The organism is Pseudomonas sp. SDO5215_S409 (assembly GCF_054071325.1).
Window position 1 is genome coordinate 186,720 of the sequence record NZ_JBSVWN010000004.1, and the last position, 14,722, is coordinate 201,441.

Sequence of the window (14,722 nt, forward strand, 5' to 3'; positions counted from 1 at the left end):
TGATCCTTAAAGGAGTGCGGCACATGTCAAAAGGGCATTCGCTACAAGACCCTTACTTGAACACTTTACGTAAAGAGAAAGTCGGGGTGTCCATCTACCTGGTCAACGGCATCAAGCTGCAAGGTACGATCGAGTCGTTTGACCAGTTCGTCATCCTGCTGAAAAACACCGTCAGCCAAATGGTTTACAAGCACGCTATCTCGACAGTGGTGCCAGTTCGTCCGATCCGTCTGCCTAGCGCAGGTGATTCCGAACAGGGTGACGCTGAGCCAGGTAACGCCTGATAGGAGTCTCCTTTGTTCTTTGAGCGCCACGGTGGTGGTGAACGGACAGTTCTCGTTCACTTGGAAGGACAGGACCCTGAGGCGCGCGAAGATCCGCAGGAGTTTCAGGAGTTGGCTAATTCGGCCGGCGCCGAGACCGTCGCGTTTTTTAACGTGCCGCGTCATCGGCCAACCGCCAAATACCTGGTTGGCAGCGGCAAGGTCGAGGAATTGCGCGACCTGGTCAAAGCCGAACAGGTAGACCTGGTTATTTTCAATCACATCCTCACGCCCAGTCAGGAACGTAACCTCGAACGTGCTTTCGAGTGCCGCGTGATCGACCGCACGGGTCTGATTCTCGATATTTTCGCCCAACGCGCCCGTACCCATGAAGGCAAGCTCCAGGTAGAACTGGCCCAGCTTGAGCACATGAGTACCCGACTGATTCGCGGCTGGACTCACCTTGAGCGCCAGGGTGGCGGCATCGGCATGCGCGGGCCGGGTGAAACCCAGCTGGAAACCGACCGTCGTCTGCTGCGGGTGCGCCTGCGCCAGATCAAGGGCCGGTTGGAAAAAGTGCGCAGCCAGCGCGAGCAATCGCGACGTGGGCGTATGCGTGCCGATATCCCGACCGTTTCCCTGGTGGGCTACACCAACGCCGGCAAATCCACGCTCTTCAACAACGTAACGAAATCAGACGTGTACGCGGCTGACCAGTTGTTTGCCACGCTCGACCCGACCTTGCGCCGTCTGGAACTGGACGACCTGGGGCCGATTGTCCTGGCCGACACCGTGGGTTTCATTCGTCATTTGCCCCACAAGCTGGTCGAGGCATTTCGGTCTACGCTCGAAGAGTCGAGCAATTCCGACCTGCTGTTGCACGTGATCGATGCGGCCGAACCGGACCGCATGTTGCAGATCGAGCAGGTCATGGTGGTGCTGGGCGAGATTGGTGCCCAGGACTTGCCGATCCTCGAGGTCTATAACAAACTCGATTTGCTTGAAGGTGTCGAGCCACAAATCCAGCGCAATGAAGACGGCAAGCCCCAGCGGGTCTGGTTGTCGGCGCGTGATGGCAGTGGTCTGGAGCTGCTTGAGCAAGCCATTGCAGAGCTGTTGGGCAGCGATTTGTTTGTCGGCACCTTGCGCTTGCCTCAGCGTTTTGCTCGACTGCGTGCACAGTTTTTCGAGTTGGGCGCGGTACGCAAGGAAGAATACGACGAAGAAGGTGTCAGCCTGCTGGCTGTGAGGTTGCCGCGTTCGGAGTTGAATCGACTGGTGAGCCGTGAAGGCATCCCGCCGGTGGATTTCATCGAACAACACACTTTGCAATAAAAGCCTGAAAAAGCGGTTGTGCCGCAATAGCAGGCATTCTGTAGCATTGGTCGGCGCGCCGTGGGTGCGTCTTTGCTTTATCAGATGGAGAGCGCTATGGCTTGGAATGAGCCGGGTGGCAACTCGAATAATCAGGATCCTTGGGGTGGTAAACGCCGCAATAACGGCGACCGCAAGGGGCCACCAGATCTCGACGAGGCCTTCCGAAAGCTGCAGGAAAGCCTGAATGGGTTGTTCGGTGGTGGAAAAAAACGCGGTAGTGACGACGGCGGTCGCGCAGGCAAGGGCGGTGGTTTCGGCCTGCTGGGCTTGGGCCTCGTCGTGCTGGCGGCTGTGTGGCTGTACAGCGCGGTCTACGTGGTGGACGAGCAGGAGCAGGCCGTGGTGCTGCGCTTCGGTAAGTACTACGAGACGGTCGGGCCGGGCCTGAACATTTATTTCCCGCCGATCGACAAGAAGTACATGGAAAACGTCACGCGTGAGCGTGCCTACACCAAGCAGGGCCAGATGCTGACCGAAGACGAGAACATCGTCGAAGTGCCGCTGACCGTGCAGTACAAGATCAGCAACCTGCAGGACTTCGTGCTGAACGTCGACCAGCCGGAAATCAGCCTGCAACACGCGACCGAAAGTGCCTTGCGCCATGTGGTGGGTTCCACCGCGATGGACCAGGTGCTGACCGAAGGGCGTGAGTTGATGGCCAGTGAAATCAAGGAACGCCTGCAACGCTTCCTTGACACTTACCGCACCGGTATCACCGTGACCCAGGTCAACGTACAGAGCGCCGCTGCACCGCGCGAAGTACAGGAAGCCTTCGATGACGTGATCCGTGCCCGTGAAGACGAGCAGCGTTCGCGCAACCAGGCTGAAACCTACGCCAACGGCGTGGTGCCGGAAGCCCGTGGTCAGGCCCAGCGCATCCTTGAAGATGCCAACGGCTACCGCGACGAAGTGGTTTCTCGTGCCAAGGGTGAGGCCGATCGCTTTACCAAGCTGGTCGCCGAGTACCGCAAGGCGCCGGAAGTCACGCGTGAGCGTCTGTACCTGGACACCATGCAGGAAGTCTTCAGCAACACCAGCAAGGTGCTCGTGACCGGCAACAAGGGCGGGCAGAACAACCTGCTTTACCTGCCGCTGGACAAGATGATCGACAGTGGTCGTAGCGGCACTGCTGCGCCGTCCACCGGCTCGACGTCTGCCGCCAATGAAGCGAGTGCCCGTGCAGCCGCTGACTTGCTGCAACAGCAAACACGTACCAGGGAGAGTCGTTGATGAGCAATAAATCGCTGACAGCCCTGATTGTGGGCGTCGTGGTGGTCATCGCTGCCTGGAACTGCTTCTACATCGTGTCTCAGACCGAGCGCGCGGTGTTGCTGCAATTCGGTCGTGTGGTCCAGGCGGATGTTCAGCCGGGCCTGCATGTGAAGGTCCCTTACGTTAACCAGGTGCGCAAGTTCGATGGCCGCCTGATGACGCTGGATGCACCGACGCAGCGTTTCCTGACCCTGGAAAAGAAAGCCGTGATGGTGGACGCCTACGCCAAGTGGCGCGTCAAGGACGCCGAGCGCTTCTACACCGCGACGTCCGGCCTCAAGCAGATTGCCGACGAGCGTCTGTCGCGCCGTCTGGAGTCGGGCCTGCGTGATCAGTTCGGCAAGCGCACCCTGCACGAAGTGGTGTCGGGTGAGCGTGATGCGCTGATGGCGGATATCACCGCTTCGCTGAACAAAATGGCTGAAAAAGAGCTGGGCATCGAAGTGATCGATGTGCGGGTCAAGGCCATCGATCTGCCGAAGGAAGTGAACCGCAGCGTGTTCGAGCGCATGAGCACCGAGCGTGAGCGTGAAGCCCGTGAGCACCGCGCCAAGGGTAATGAACTGGCTGAAGGGATCCGTGCGGATGCCGACCGTCAGCGTCGCGTACTGCTGGCCGAAGCCTATCGTGAGTCTGAAGAGGCCCGCGGTGATGGTGATGCCCAGGCGGCGGCGATCTACGCCAAGGCATACGGCCAGGATCAGGAGTTCTACGCGTTCTACCGTAGCCTGCGCGCCTACCGTGAAAGCTTCGCGAACAAAACCGATGTCATGGTGCTGGACCCAAGCAGCGATTTCTTCCGCTACCTGGAAAAGACCAAGTAACCCGGTGATGACCTGAATCGATCGCTCCGTCGGGCGGCTAAAGTGCCGGGCGGGGTGATCCTTTCAGAAAACGGGTGTATGATGCGGCAGCCGGGAAATTCCCGGCTTTTTTGCGTCTGCATGTTTGATTGTTGTTTGGTTCGGCAGACGCCACAGGTTTTTCGAGGAAAGTGCCCGACGAGGCCGATGACAGGCCATTCGTCACGTCGTTCTTGCGCGTTGTTTATGCAGGGGCCGGGCACCTTCTGCTTCACTCAGGGCTCGCCCAAGGGCTGGCTGGCCGGATCATAGGGGAATGGCGTAATGGCAACGGTAGACCGCTGGCTGCTGCCAGATGGCATCGAAGAAGTACTGCCACCAGAGGCTGCGCGCATCGAAATCGCGCGCCGCCAGGTGTTGGATCTGTTCCAGAGCTGGGGTTATGAGTTTGTCGTGACGCCCCATATCGAGTACCTGGAGTCCTTGCTGACCGGCGCGGGCCAGGACCTGGATCTGCGCACTTTCAAGGTCATCGACCCGCAATCGGGTCGTCAGATGGGCTTTCGTGCCGACATCACGCCGCAAGTGGCGCGTATCGACGCACACACCCTGTGCCGCGAAGGTCCGAGCCGCTTGTGCTACGCCGGCAGCGTGTTGCATGCCCAGCCGCGTGCCTTGTCGTCCTCGCGCAGCCCGATCCAGTTGGGCGCCGAGCTGTACGGCGACGCGAGTCCGAGCAGCGACGTGGAAGTCATCAGCCTGATGCTGGCCATGTTGCAACTGGCCGACGTGCCGGATGTGCACATGGACCTGGGTCACGTCGGTATCTACCGCGGCCTGGCCCGCGCGGCCGGTTTGTCCGGTGAAGTGGAGCAACAATTGTTCGATGCCCTGCAGCGCAAGGCCATCGACGAAGTGATCGCCCTGACCGAAGGGGTGCCTGCGGACCTCGCCGGTATGCTGCGTTCGCTGGTCAACCTGTGCGGCGGTCGGGAAGTGCTGAATGCCGCGCGCGAGCGCCTGGCCAATGCGCCGGCCGATGTGCTGGCGGCGCTGAACGACGTGCTGGCGATTGCCGAGCAACTGTCGGCGCGGTTCCCGCAGCTGCCGCTGTATTTCGACCTGGGTGAGCTGCGCGGCTACCACTACCACACCGGTGTGGTGTTTGCCGTGTTTGTACCGGGTGTTGGCCAGGCCATCGCCCAAGGCGGTCGTTATGACGACATCGGCGCCGATTTTGGTCGCGCCCGTCCGGCGACTGGTTTTTCCACCGATTTGAAAACCCTGGTGACCCTGGGGCGTGCTGAAGTCGAGTTACCGTCAGGCGGTATCTGGATGCCTGACAGTACGGACGCAGCACTCTGGCAAGCGGTTTGCCAGTTGCGCAGCGAGGGTCAGCGTGTCGTCCAGGCATTGCCTGGGCAGCCATTGGCCGCCGCCCGTGATGCGGACTGCGACCGGCAATTGATTCTGCAGAACGGGCTTTGGCAAGTATCGCCACTGGCTTCTTGAGTTTTCCTGCCGGCGGCTGCCGGCACCAAGTTTGCGCGAATGAGGACAAGTGTTATGGGTAAGAATGTCGTAGTCCTGGGCACCCAATGGGGTGATGAGGGCAAAGGCAAGATCGTTGATCTGCTGACCGAACATGCTGCCGCCGTAGTGCGCTACCAAGGTGGCCACAACGCTGGCCACACCCTGGTCATCGATGGCGAAAAAACCGTCTTGCACCTGATCCCGTCGGGCGTGCTGCGCGAAGGCGTGCAGTGCCTGATCGGCAACGGCGTGGTCGTTGCACCTGACGCCCTGATGCGGGAAATCAACAAGCTGGAAGAGAAGGGCGTGCCGGTGCGTGAGCGCCTGCGTATCAGCCCGTCCTGCCCGCTGATCCTGTCCTACCACGTGGCGCTGGACCAGGCCCGTGAAAAGGCGCGTGGGGAGCTTAAGATCGGCACCACCGGTCGCGGCATCGGCCCGGCCTACGAAGACAAAGTGGCACGTCGTGGCCTGCGCATCGGCGACCTGTTTCACCGCGAGCGTTTCGCGGCCAAGCTGGGCGAGTTGCTGGACTACCACAACTTTGTACTGGTCAATTACTACAAAGAGCCGGCCATCGACTTCCAGAAGACTCTGGATGAGTGCATGGAATACGCCGAGCTGCTCAAGCCGATGATGCTCGACGTCACCGCCGAGCTGCACAACCTGCGTCGTGCCGGCAAAGACATCATGTTCGAAGGCGCCCAAGGCTCCCTGCTGGACATCGACCACGGCACCTACCCGTACGTCACCAGCTCCAACACCACCGCGGGCGGCATCGCCACCGGTTCCGGCGTGGGCCCGATGTTCCTGGACTACATCCTGGGCATCACCAAGGCTTACACCACGCGCGTTGGCTCGGGTCCGTTCCCGACTGAGCTGTTCGACGACGTCGGCGCGTTCCTGGCCAAGCGCGGTCACGAGTTCGGTGCTACCACTGGCCGTGCCCGTCGTTGCGGCTGGTTCGACGCCGTTATCCTGCGTCGTGCTATCGATGTGAACAGCATTTCGGGCCTGTGCCTGACCAAGCTGGACGTACTCGACGGCCTGGAAACCATCAACATCTGCGTGGGCTACAAGAACCAGGACGGCGCCGTGATCGACGCACCGACCGACGCCGACAGCTATATCGGCCTGGAGCCGGTGTACGAAGAGATGCCGGGCTGGAGTGAGTCCACCCTGGGTGCCAAGACGCTGGAAGAGCTGCCGCAGGCGGCGCGCAACTACATCAAGCGTGTTGAAGAGTTGGTCGGTGCACCGATCGACATCATTTCGACCGGCCCGGACCGCAACGAAACCATCGTTCTGCGTCATCCGTTCGCTTGATAAGCTGTTGATGTAAAACACAAAGGGCCCTTCGGGGCCCTTTGTTGTTTTGGCCGTTCGCGCGGCACGACCCTTGCTAAACATCCCTCTTTCATGGTGCTATCAATTTAATGGCACCGTAAGTGGAGGGATTCCCAATGTCTGCCGTTCTCTCGTTGTTACAAAGCCGGTTATTGCGACCGGTGTTCATTGCCCTGGGTATCGCTCTTTTGGTGCAAGTGTTGGTGGCGGTTGCCCTGACGCGAAGCACGGTCACTGCGCTGGAAGCGGAGTTGGGCAGCCGGTTGGGGGTCGACAGTCAAAAGTTGTCAGATGAACTGGCGCAAGCGGGCAAGGAAGTCACGTCCAGCCTGGACAACCTGTCTGCCAGCACCCGTCAGCGCCTTACCGCCGGGCTTTCCTTGCGCTTGCAGGAAGAGCAGAAGCAGTTGCGTGCGACCCTGGAAAAAGACCTGAAGGACTCCGCCAATGACATGGCGCAACTGCTGGCCTCGGTGGCACCTCGGGCCATGTGGGACAGTGACGTGCCGACCCTGTCGGAGTTCGCTCGGCGTGCACAGCGCAATCCGAATGTGCTGTTTGTGGTGTACGACGATGCCACGGGCCAGAACCTGACTCGTTACCTGAACCGCGACAACCCGATCAACCAGGCGTTGCTGGAAAAGGGCAAGGGCGAGCGGGCCCTGGACAAGTTGCTGGACGCGGCGAAGAGCGACCCGTCGGTCTACTACCTCGAAGCGTCCATCAGCCCCAATGGCGTGGAAATCGGCAAAGTCATCATGGGCGTTTCCACTGCGTCGGTAGACGCAGACCTGGCCGCGCTCGACCAACGCTTCAGTGCGTTGATTGCCAGCAGCGACCAGTTGGTCGGTGAAAGCCTCAAGGGCGCCGCCGCCGACAGTGCTGCGGCCATGGGCGCGCGGCTGCAATCGGCCCAAGCCACGGCCACCCAGATGGCTGCCAACACCTCAAGCGCGGTGCAGGACGCGGCGGGCACCCTGCGCTGGCGCATCGGGATGGGGTTGGCGCTGGTCGGTCTTGGTGTGTTGCTGCTGATTGCGGTGGTGCTCGGCCGGCGTGTGGTCAATCGCCTGAAGCTGTTGATTGTGGCCATGGATGATCTGGCGGCGGGCGAGGGGGATCTGACCAAGCGTATGCAAATCAACAGTCAGGATGAGATCGGCACGATGGCCTCGGCGGTTAATCGCTTTGTGGACAAATTGCAGCCCATCGTGCGCGAAGCGGGTGATGTGGCTCAGCGCACCGGTGTGGAAATCGGCGCCATGAGCCTGCGCAATGCGGGCGCCGACGCGGCGGCGGGTTTGCAGCGTGACGAAGTGGCCGAGAGCCTGCGGGCGCTTTCGCAGATGGCGGATGAGGCGCAAGCGGAAAGCCAGGCCATGCAGGCGGCGTTGCAGCAGGTGGTGGAGATTCGCCAGGCCACGGATGAAAATTCCAGAACCTCGGCCGAAGTCGGCGGCCTGATCGAGGCGCTGGCGGGGCAGGTCGATAATGGCGCCAAGGTGATTGAGCGGCTGGCCCGGCAAAGCGAGCAGATCGAGGTGGTGCTGACCGTGATCCATGGGATCGCCGAGCAGACCAACCTGCTGGCCCTCAATGCGGCGATCGAAGCGGCCCGCGCCGGTGAAACCGGGCGGGGTTTTGCGGTAGTGGCCGATGAGGTGCGTGCGTTGGCGAGCAAGACCCAGAGTTCCACGGGGGATATCCAGGCGCATATCGTGGCGTTGCAGCAAGGTGCGCGTGAAGCCGTAGAAACCATTGGCAAGGCCGGACGCCAAGCCAGCGAAGGCTTGTTGGTGTTGCGTGACAGTGCGCGTTTGCAGCAGTCGGTGCAGGTGTCGGTAGAGCAGGTGCATACGGCGATTGGCCTGGCGACGCGTGCGGCGGAGCATCAGGCCCAGGGTGCACATGCAGTGCGCGGGCGGGTGGAAATTATCCATGCCCAGGCTGAGCGCGCGGCGCAGGCCGTGGTGGAAACCACCGCCAGCGGCAAGGTGCTGGATGGGCTGGCGGCGCAGTTGAAGGCGAGTCTGGGGCAGTTCCGGGCTTGAGGGAGGGTAGAAACGCAAAAACCCGCTTTCGCGGGTTTTTGTGAGTCTCAAGGTTAACCTTGAGTTTGAAATTGGTGCCCAGGAGAAGACTCGAACTTCCACGACCGTAAGGTCACCAGCACCTGAAGCTGGCGTGTCTACCAATTTCACCATCTGGGCAGTATCGTTAACGTTGCCGTCGTCGATGGCGCGCACTATACGGAGTGGCTTTTGCGCTGTAAACCCCTGTTTTCAAAAAAGCCTGGAAAACTTTACCAGTGGTCACACAAGCTGCGCGCCGTGGGCCTGCAAAGCGCTTTTACCCGCTTGTAGGCGTCTGAAATTTCCCGTTTCAATACGCGTATGCCAAACTAACCCGCATATAGACAAGGTGAAAACTCTCTAATGGCCGATTGGCAGTCCCTCGATCCCGAGGCCGCTCGTGAAGCGGAAAAATACGAAAACCCTATTCCTAGCCGCGAACTGATCCTGGCGCACCTCGCCGATCGGGGTTCGCCTGCTAGCCGCGAGCAGTTGGTCGAAGAATTCGGTCTGACCACCGAAGACCAGCTCGAAGCCCTGCGCCGCCGCCTGCGTGCCATGGAGCGCGACGCTCAACTGATCTACACCCGCCGTGGCACCTACGCGCCCGTGGACAAGCTCGACCTAATCGCCGGTCGTATCGCCGGTCACCGTGACGGCTTTGGCTTTTTGATCCCGGATGACGGCAGCGACGACCTGTTCATGAGCCCGGCGCAAATGCGCCTGGTGTTCGATGGCGACCGCGCCCTGGCCCGGGTTTCCGGCCTGGACCGCCGTGGCCGTCGTGAAGGCGTGATTGTCGAAGTGGTGTCCCGTGGTCACGAAACCATCGTGGGCCGTTACTTCGAAGAAGGCGGTATCGGTTTTGTGGTGCCGGACAACCCCAAGGTACAGCAGGAAGTGCTGATCACCCCGGGCCGCAACGCCAACGCCAAGATCGGTCAATTCGTGGAAGTGAAAATCACCCACTGGCCGACCCCGCGCTTCCAGCCACAGGGCGATATCGTCGAAGTGGTCGGCAACTACATGGCGCCGGGCATGGAAATCGACGTGGCGCTGCGCACCTACGACATCCCGCACGTGTGGCCCGAAGCCGTCGTGAAGGAAGCGCGCAAACTCAAGCCGCAAGTCGAAGAAAAAGACAAAGAAAAGCGCATCGATCTGCGCGATTTGCCCTTCGTCACCATCGACGGCGAAGACGCCCGTGACTTTGACGATGCCGTCTACTGTGAAGCCCGTCCGGGCAAGCTGCGCCTGTTCTCCGGCGGCTGGAAGCTGTACGTGGCTATCGCCGACGTCTCCAGCTACGTGAAAATCGGCTCGGCCCTGGATGCCGAAGCCCAGGTGCGCGGCAACTCGGTGTACTTCCCTGAGCGCGTGATCCCGATGCTGCCGGAGGAGTTGTCCAACGGTCTGTGCTCCCTGAACCCGAAAGTCGACCGCTTGGCCATGGTGTGCGAGATGACCATCTCCAAGACCGGCGAGATGACCGACTACCAGTTCTACGAAGCGGTGATCCACTCCCAGGCGCGCCTGACCTACAACAAGGTCAGCACCATTCTGGAACACTCCAAAACCAGCGAAGCCAAAGCCCTGCGCGGTGAGTACGCGGGTGTCGTGCCGCACCTCAAGCAGCTTTATGCGTTGTACAAAGTGCTGCTGGGTGCTCGCCATGTGCGTGGCGCCATTGACTTTGAAACGCAGGAAACCCGGATTGTGTTCGGTTCCGAGCGCAAGATCGCCGCCATTACCCCGACCACCCGCAACGACGCGCACAAGTTGATCGAGGAATGCATGCTGGCGGCCAACGTGGCCACCGCCGAGTTCCTGAAAAAGCACGAAATCCCTGCGCTATACCGCGTTCACGACGGCCCGCCGCCGGAGCGTCTGGAAAAACTGCGCGCGTTTCTGGGCGAGCTCGGCCTGTCCTTGCACAAAGGCAAGGAAGGCCCGACGCCGAAGGATTACCAGGCGTTGCTGGCCAGCATCAAGGACCGTCCGGATTACCACGTGATCCAGACCGTCATGCTGCGTTCCCTGAGCCAGGCGGTGTACAGCGCCGAAAACGAAGGCCACTTCGGCCTCAATTACGAGGCGTACACCCACTTCACCTCGCCGATTCGCCGTTACCCGGACCTGCTCACGCACCGCGCCATCCGCAGCGTGATCCACTCCAAGCAGAACACCCCGCACGTCAAGCGCGCCGGTGCCATGACCATTCCGAAGGCGCGCATCTATCCGTACGACGAAGCGGCCCTGGAACAGTTGGGCGAGCAGTGCTCCATGAGCGAGCGCCGCGCCGACGAAGCCACCCGCGATGTGGTGAACTGGCTCAAGTGCGAGTTCATGAAAGACCGCGTGGGCGAGTCGTTCCCGGGTGTGATCACCGCCGTGACCGGCTTTGGCCTGTTCGTCGAGCTGACCGACATCTACGTCGAAGGCCTGGTGCACGTCACCGCCTTGCCGGGCGATTACTACCACTTCGACCCTGTGCATCACCGCCTGGCGGGCGAGCGCACCGGGCGCAGTTTCCGCTTGGGCGACACCGTGGAAGTGCGCGTCATGCGCGTGGACCTCGACGAGCGCAAGATCGACTTCGAGATGGCCGAAAAAACCCTCGAGGCACCGATCGGGCGTAAGAAGCGCGGGGCCGAAACCAGCGCGCCGAAAGGCAAGTCCGCGCCAGCCAAGGTTGAGCCAGAAGCGGCGCCGGTCAAACCGGCCCGTCGTTCCTCGACCAAGGAAACCGCCTCCGAGGCCTATCGCCCAAGCGACGCCGCAGCCAAAAACGCCGAAGTGCGCAAAAGCCGCGAGCTGAAGCAAAAACTGCTCAGCGAAGCCAAGACCGGTGGCAAACCGGCCTCGGGCCATGGCGGCCATGATGGCGACAAAAAACCGAGCAAACACCGTAAAGGCCCGTCCAAAACGGGTTCGGCCCCCGCGAAAAGCGGCGGCTCGCGCAAACCTAAGGCCAAGTCATGAGTCTGGAAAAAATCTACGGCGTGCACGCCGTAGAAGCGTTGCTGCGTCACCATCCCAAGCGCGTCAAGCAGGTGTGGCTGGCCGAAGGTCGCAGCGAGCCGCGTGTACAAGCGCTGGTCGAGCTGGCCAACGAAAACCGCGTGGCCATCGGCCAGGCCGAGCGCCGCGAGATGGACGCCTGGGTCGAAGGCGTCCACCAGGGCGTGGTGGCGGATGTCAGCCCGAGCCAGGTCTGGGGCGAGGCCATGCTCGACGAGCTGCTGGACCGTACCGAAGGTGCACCGCTGCTGCTGGTGCTGGACGGCGTGACCGACCCGCACAACCTCGGCGCGTGCCTGCGTTCGGCGGATGCTGCTGGCGCACTGGCGGTGATTGTGCCTAAAGACAAGTCGGCCACGTTGACGCCGGTTGTGCGTAAAGTCGCCTGCGGCGCGGCGGAAGTGATTCCGCTGGTGGCCGTGACCAACCTGGCGCGCACCCTGGAGAAACTCCAGCAGCGCGGCCTGTGGGTCGTCGGCACGGCGGGGGAGGCCGAGGTCAGCATTTATGACCAGGACCTCACCGGCCCCACCATTCTCATCATGGGTGCCGAAGGCAAAGGCATGCGCCGCCTGACCCGCGAGCATTGCGACTACCTGGTGCACCTGCCCATGGCCGGTAGCGTCAGCAGCCTCAACGTGTCGGTGGCAACCGGTGTGTGTCTGTTCGAAGCACGCCGGCAACGAAGCGCCCCGCGCAAGCCGTGACCGCACGCTGCAAGCTTGACGCCTCAAGCTTGCAGCCACCCCTGCGCCTACCACTTGTAGCGTGCAGCTTGCAGCTTCCCCCTCGCTCCTCTACTATTGCGCCCCTTGCCTGCATGGCCGGTACGCATGTGCCTCCCCGCAGCAAGGTCCATAAGTGTCATTCACTCCTTGTCTGACCGTTTTTGAGCGGCAGGCTACAACCCGTAAGGAGCATTCATGCGTCATTACGAAATCATCTTTTTGGTCCACCCGGATCAAAGCGAGCAAGTCGGCGGCATGGTTGAGCGTTACACCAAGCTGATCGAAGAAGACGGCGGCAAAATCCACCGTCTGGAAGACTGGGGCCGTCGTCAACTGGCCTACGCAATCAACAATGTTCACAAGGCTCACTACGTGATGCTGAACGTTGAGTGCACTGGCAAGGCCCTGGCCGAGCTGGAAGACAACTTCCGCTACAACGATGCTGTGATCCGTAACCTGGTCATCCGTCGCGACGAAGCCGTTACCGGCCAGTCCGAGATGCTCAAGGCTGAAGAAAACCGCAGTGAGCGCCGTGAGCGTCGCGACCGTCCTGAGCATGCTGAAAGCGCCGATGGCGACGACAGCGATGACAGCGACAACAGCGACAACGCTGACGAGTAATCCACGGACCTTTTAAGGAGCCTATCAAATGGCACGTTTCTTCCGTCGTCGTAAATTCTGCCGCTTCACCGCTGAAGAAGTGAAAGAGATCGATTACAAAGATCTCAACACTCTGAAAGCCTACGTATCCGAGACCGGCAAAATCGTTCCAAGCCGCATCACCGGTACCAAAGCTCGTTATCAGCGTCAGCTGGCCACCGCTATCAAGCGCGCCCGCTTCCTGGCCCTGCTGGCCTACACCGACAGCCACGGCCGCTGAGACCGGGCAGTCGACACGCAGTAAGGGATTGAATGCATGCGCGCCTTAGCTGAGTTCATCATGCGCGGTCGTGTGCAGGCCACTCTGGTAGTGGCTGGATGTGCGGCATTGCCGTTGTTGTATTGGTTGGGTGCTGCCGCTGTATGCCTTGTGCTGCTGCGGCGCGGTTTGCAGGACGCCGTGGGTGTCCTGGCCCTGGGATTGTTGCCGGCCTTGATCTGGTGGCTGCAATTGGGTGATCCACGCGTGCTTATGGTACTGGTGGGGGCCTCGAGCCTTGCGTTGGTTTTGCGCGCAAGCGAGTCCTGGGTCCGCACGCTGCTGGTCAGCGTGGCGTTGGGGTTGGTGTATTCAGTGGTGCTTGGCGCGGCTTTCCGCCCGCAGATCGAGGCGCTGTCGCAGGAGATTATCGATGTCCTGCCGCGAGCCCTCGGGGATCTCTACACGCAGTTGTCGGTAGATGAGCGAGCGCGTTTTGTAGCACTGGTGGCACCACTCCTGACTGGCCTGATAGCGGCAATAATGCAGGTCGTCAGCTTGTTGAGCCTGATTCTTGGGCGTTACTGGCAGGCGTCTTTGTACAACCCGGGTGGTTTCGGTCGCGAATTTCGCAGTATCCGAATCCCGCTTGGGCCGGCGATGTTGCTGTTGGCTTGCATGCTTGTCGGACCGAATTTCGGTCCTCAGATGGCCATGCTGGTGCCGATGTGCAGCATCCCGCTGATGTTCGCCGGGCTGGCCCTGATTCACGGGCTGGTGGCGCAAAAGCGATTGGCCAGGTTCTGGCTGGTGGGGTTGTACGTAACGCTGATGCTGTTCATGCAACTGATCTATCCGTTACTCGTGGTTTTGGCCATTGTCGACGGCCTGATTGATTTTCGCGGTCGTGCGGCGCCCAAAGGCACCGATGACGCGAACGGTGAAGGTTAAAAGTTAGAGGATTTCCACATGCAACTGATCCTTCTGGAAAAAGTCGCCAACCTGGGCAACCTGGGCGACAAAGTGAACGTTAAGGCCGGTTACGGTCGTAACTACCTGCTGCCATACGGCAAAGCCACCGCTGCAACCGCTGCCAACCTGGCTGCGTTTGAAGAGCGTCGCGCTGAGCTGGAAAAAGCTGCAGCAGACAAGAAAGCTTCGGCTGAAACCCGTGCTGCCCAACTGGCCGAGCTGGAAGTGACCATCACTGCCACCGCCGGTGACGAAGGCAAGCTGTTCGGTTCGATCGGCACCCACGACATCGCTGATGCACTGACCGCCTCCGGCGTTGAAGTGCAGAAGAGCGAAGTTCGTCTGCCGAACGGCACCATCCGCAACGTAGGCGAATTCGACGTAGCCGTGCACCTGCACGCTGAAGTTGAAGCCACCGTACGCGTTGTCGTGGTAGCAGCTTAAGCAGCACCTAACTGACTGGCACCTCGCGTGC

12 protein-coding genes, 1 tRNA gene and 2 pseudogenes are annotated in these 14,722 nt (G+C 60.8%); 14 read left to right on the top strand and 1 reads right to left on the bottom strand.

Going from position 1 to position 14,722, the window contains the following annotated elements; genetic code table 11:
* Positions 1 to 23: 23 nt before the first annotated feature.
* From hfq to ACW9H9_RS03675, 8 genes and pseudogenes are all read left to right on the top strand, one after another.
* Positions 24 to 284: an RNA chaperone Hfq gene (hfq, locus tag ACW9H9_RS03640; protein WP_457341647.1), complete on the top strand. Its 261-nt coding sequence runs from the start codon at positions 24 to 26 to the stop codon at positions 282 to 284.
* Between the two features lie 12 nt (positions 285 to 296).
* Positions 297 to 1,598 (top strand): ribosome rescue GTPase HflX, encoded by a 1,302-nt coding sequence (gene hflX / locus ACW9H9_RS03645; protein WP_457341648.1) that lies wholly within the window; start codon positions 297 to 299, stop codon positions 1,596 to 1,598.
* A gap of 96 nt (positions 1,599 to 1,694) precedes the next feature.
* Positions 1,695 to 2,870, top strand: a complete 1,176-nt coding sequence (gene hflK / locus ACW9H9_RS03650; protein WP_457341649.1) for an FtsH protease activity modulator HflK — start codon at positions 1,695 to 1,697, stop codon at positions 2,868 to 2,870.
* On the top strand, positions 2,870 to 3,736 hold the full coding sequence (gene hflC / locus ACW9H9_RS03655; protein ID WP_457341650.1) for a protease modulator HflC: 867 nt from the start codon (positions 2,870 to 2,872) through the stop codon (positions 3,734 to 3,736). The genes hflK and hflC overlap by 1 nt, the downstream gene beginning before the upstream one ends.
* A gap of 303 nt (positions 3,737 to 4,039) precedes the next feature.
* Complete coding sequence (locus tag ACW9H9_RS03660) at positions 4,040 to 5,227, top strand: ATP phosphoribosyltransferase regulatory subunit (protein WP_457341651.1); 1,188 nt, start codon at positions 4,040 to 4,042, stop codon at positions 5,225 to 5,227.
* 54 nt (positions 5,228 to 5,281) lie between these two features.
* Complete coding sequence (locus ACW9H9_RS03665; protein ID WP_457341652.1) at positions 5,282 to 6,574, top strand: adenylosuccinate synthase; 1,293 nt, start codon at positions 5,282 to 5,284, stop codon at positions 6,572 to 6,574.
* A 1,112-nt stretch (positions 6,575 to 7,686) separates the two neighbouring features.
* Positions 7,687 to 7,740: pseudogene (locus ACW9H9_RS03670) on the top strand (hypothetical protein); the annotation flags it as partial.
* Positions 7,741 to 8,100: 360 nt separating this feature from the next.
* Positions 8,101 to 8,646, top strand: a pseudogene (locus ACW9H9_RS03675) (methyl-accepting chemotaxis protein); the annotation flags it as partial.
* A gap of 72 nt (positions 8,647 to 8,718) precedes the next feature.
* On the opposite strand, the gene ACW9H9_RS03680 reads toward ACW9H9_RS03675, so the two are convergent.
* Positions 8,719 to 8,805: transfer RNA gene (locus tag ACW9H9_RS03680), tRNA-Leu, on the bottom strand.
* Positions 8,806 to 9,030: 225 nt separating this feature from the next.
* Between ACW9H9_RS03680 and rnr the strand changes: the two genes are divergently transcribed.
* From rnr to rplI, 6 genes are all read left to right on the top strand, one after another.
* Positions 9,031 to 11,649, top strand: a complete 2,619-nt coding sequence (gene rnr, locus ACW9H9_RS03685) for a ribonuclease R (RefSeq protein WP_457341653.1) — start codon at positions 9,031 to 9,033, stop codon at positions 11,647 to 11,649.
* A complete protein-coding gene (gene rlmB / locus ACW9H9_RS03690; protein WP_457341654.1) occupies positions 11,646 to 12,395 on the top strand; it encodes a 23S rRNA (guanosine(2251)-2'-O)-methyltransferase RlmB in 750 nt (249 codons plus the stop codon). The genes rnr and rlmB overlap by 4 nt, the downstream gene beginning before the upstream one ends.
* A gap of 216 nt (positions 12,396 to 12,611) precedes the next feature.
* Positions 12,612 to 13,037, top strand: a complete 426-nt coding sequence (gene rpsF, locus ACW9H9_RS03695) for a 30S ribosomal protein S6 (protein WP_457341655.1) — start codon at positions 12,612 to 12,614, stop codon at positions 13,035 to 13,037.
* Positions 13,038 to 13,065: 28 nt separating this feature from the next.
* Complete coding sequence (gene rpsR, locus ACW9H9_RS03700) at positions 13,066 to 13,296, top strand: 30S ribosomal protein S18 (protein ID WP_003171373.1); 231 nt, start codon at positions 13,066 to 13,068, stop codon at positions 13,294 to 13,296.
* Positions 13,297 to 13,332: 36 nt separating this feature from the next.
* A complete protein-coding gene (locus ACW9H9_RS03705; RefSeq protein WP_457341656.1) occupies positions 13,333 to 14,226 on the top strand; it encodes a hypothetical protein in 894 nt (297 codons plus the stop codon).
* Between the two features lie 18 nt (positions 14,227 to 14,244).
* Positions 14,245 to 14,691: a 50S ribosomal protein L9 gene (rplI, locus tag ACW9H9_RS03710; protein ID WP_003171376.1), complete on the top strand. Its 447-nt coding sequence runs from the start codon at positions 14,245 to 14,247 to the stop codon at positions 14,689 to 14,691.
* Positions 14,692 to 14,722 lie beyond the last annotated feature (31 nt).

What these genes read in the sequence shown, in the direction of transcription:
- hfq (WP_457341647.1), top strand. Translation starts at nt 24, where the DNA reads ATGTCAAAAGGGCATTCGCTACAAGACCCTTACTTGAACACTTTACGT.
- hflK (WP_457341649.1), top strand. Translation starts at nt 1,695, where the DNA reads ATGGCTTGGAATGAGCCGGGTGGCAACTCGAATAATCAGGATCCTTGG.
- hflC (WP_457341650.1), top strand. Translation starts at nt 2,870, where the DNA reads ATGAGCAATAAATCGCTGACAGCCCTGATTGTGGGCGTCGTGGTGGTC.
- ACW9H9_RS03660 (WP_457341651.1), top strand. Translation starts at nt 4,040, where the DNA reads ATGGCAACGGTAGACCGCTGGCTGCTGCCAGATGGCATCGAAGAAGTA.
- ACW9H9_RS03665 (WP_457341652.1), top strand. Translation starts at nt 5,282, where the DNA reads ATGGGTAAGAATGTCGTAGTCCTGGGCACCCAATGGGGTGATGAGGGC.
- rnr (WP_457341653.1), top strand. Translation starts at nt 9,031, where the DNA reads ATGGCCGATTGGCAGTCCCTCGATCCCGAGGCCGCTCGTGAAGCGGAA.
- rlmB (WP_457341654.1), top strand. Translation starts at nt 11,646, where the DNA reads ATGAGTCTGGAAAAAATCTACGGCGTGCACGCCGTAGAAGCGTTGCTG.
- rpsF (WP_457341655.1), top strand. Translation starts at nt 12,612, where the DNA reads ATGCGTCATTACGAAATCATCTTTTTGGTCCACCCGGATCAAAGCGAG.
- rpsR (WP_003171373.1), top strand. Translation starts at nt 13,066, where the DNA reads ATGGCACGTTTCTTCCGTCGTCGTAAATTCTGCCGCTTCACCGCTGAA.
- ACW9H9_RS03705 (WP_457341656.1), top strand. Translation starts at nt 13,333, where the DNA reads ATGCGCGCCTTAGCTGAGTTCATCATGCGCGGTCGTGTGCAGGCCACT.
- rplI (WP_003171376.1), top strand. Translation starts at nt 14,245, where the DNA reads ATGCAACTGATCCTTCTGGAAAAAGTCGCCAACCTGGGCAACCTGGGC.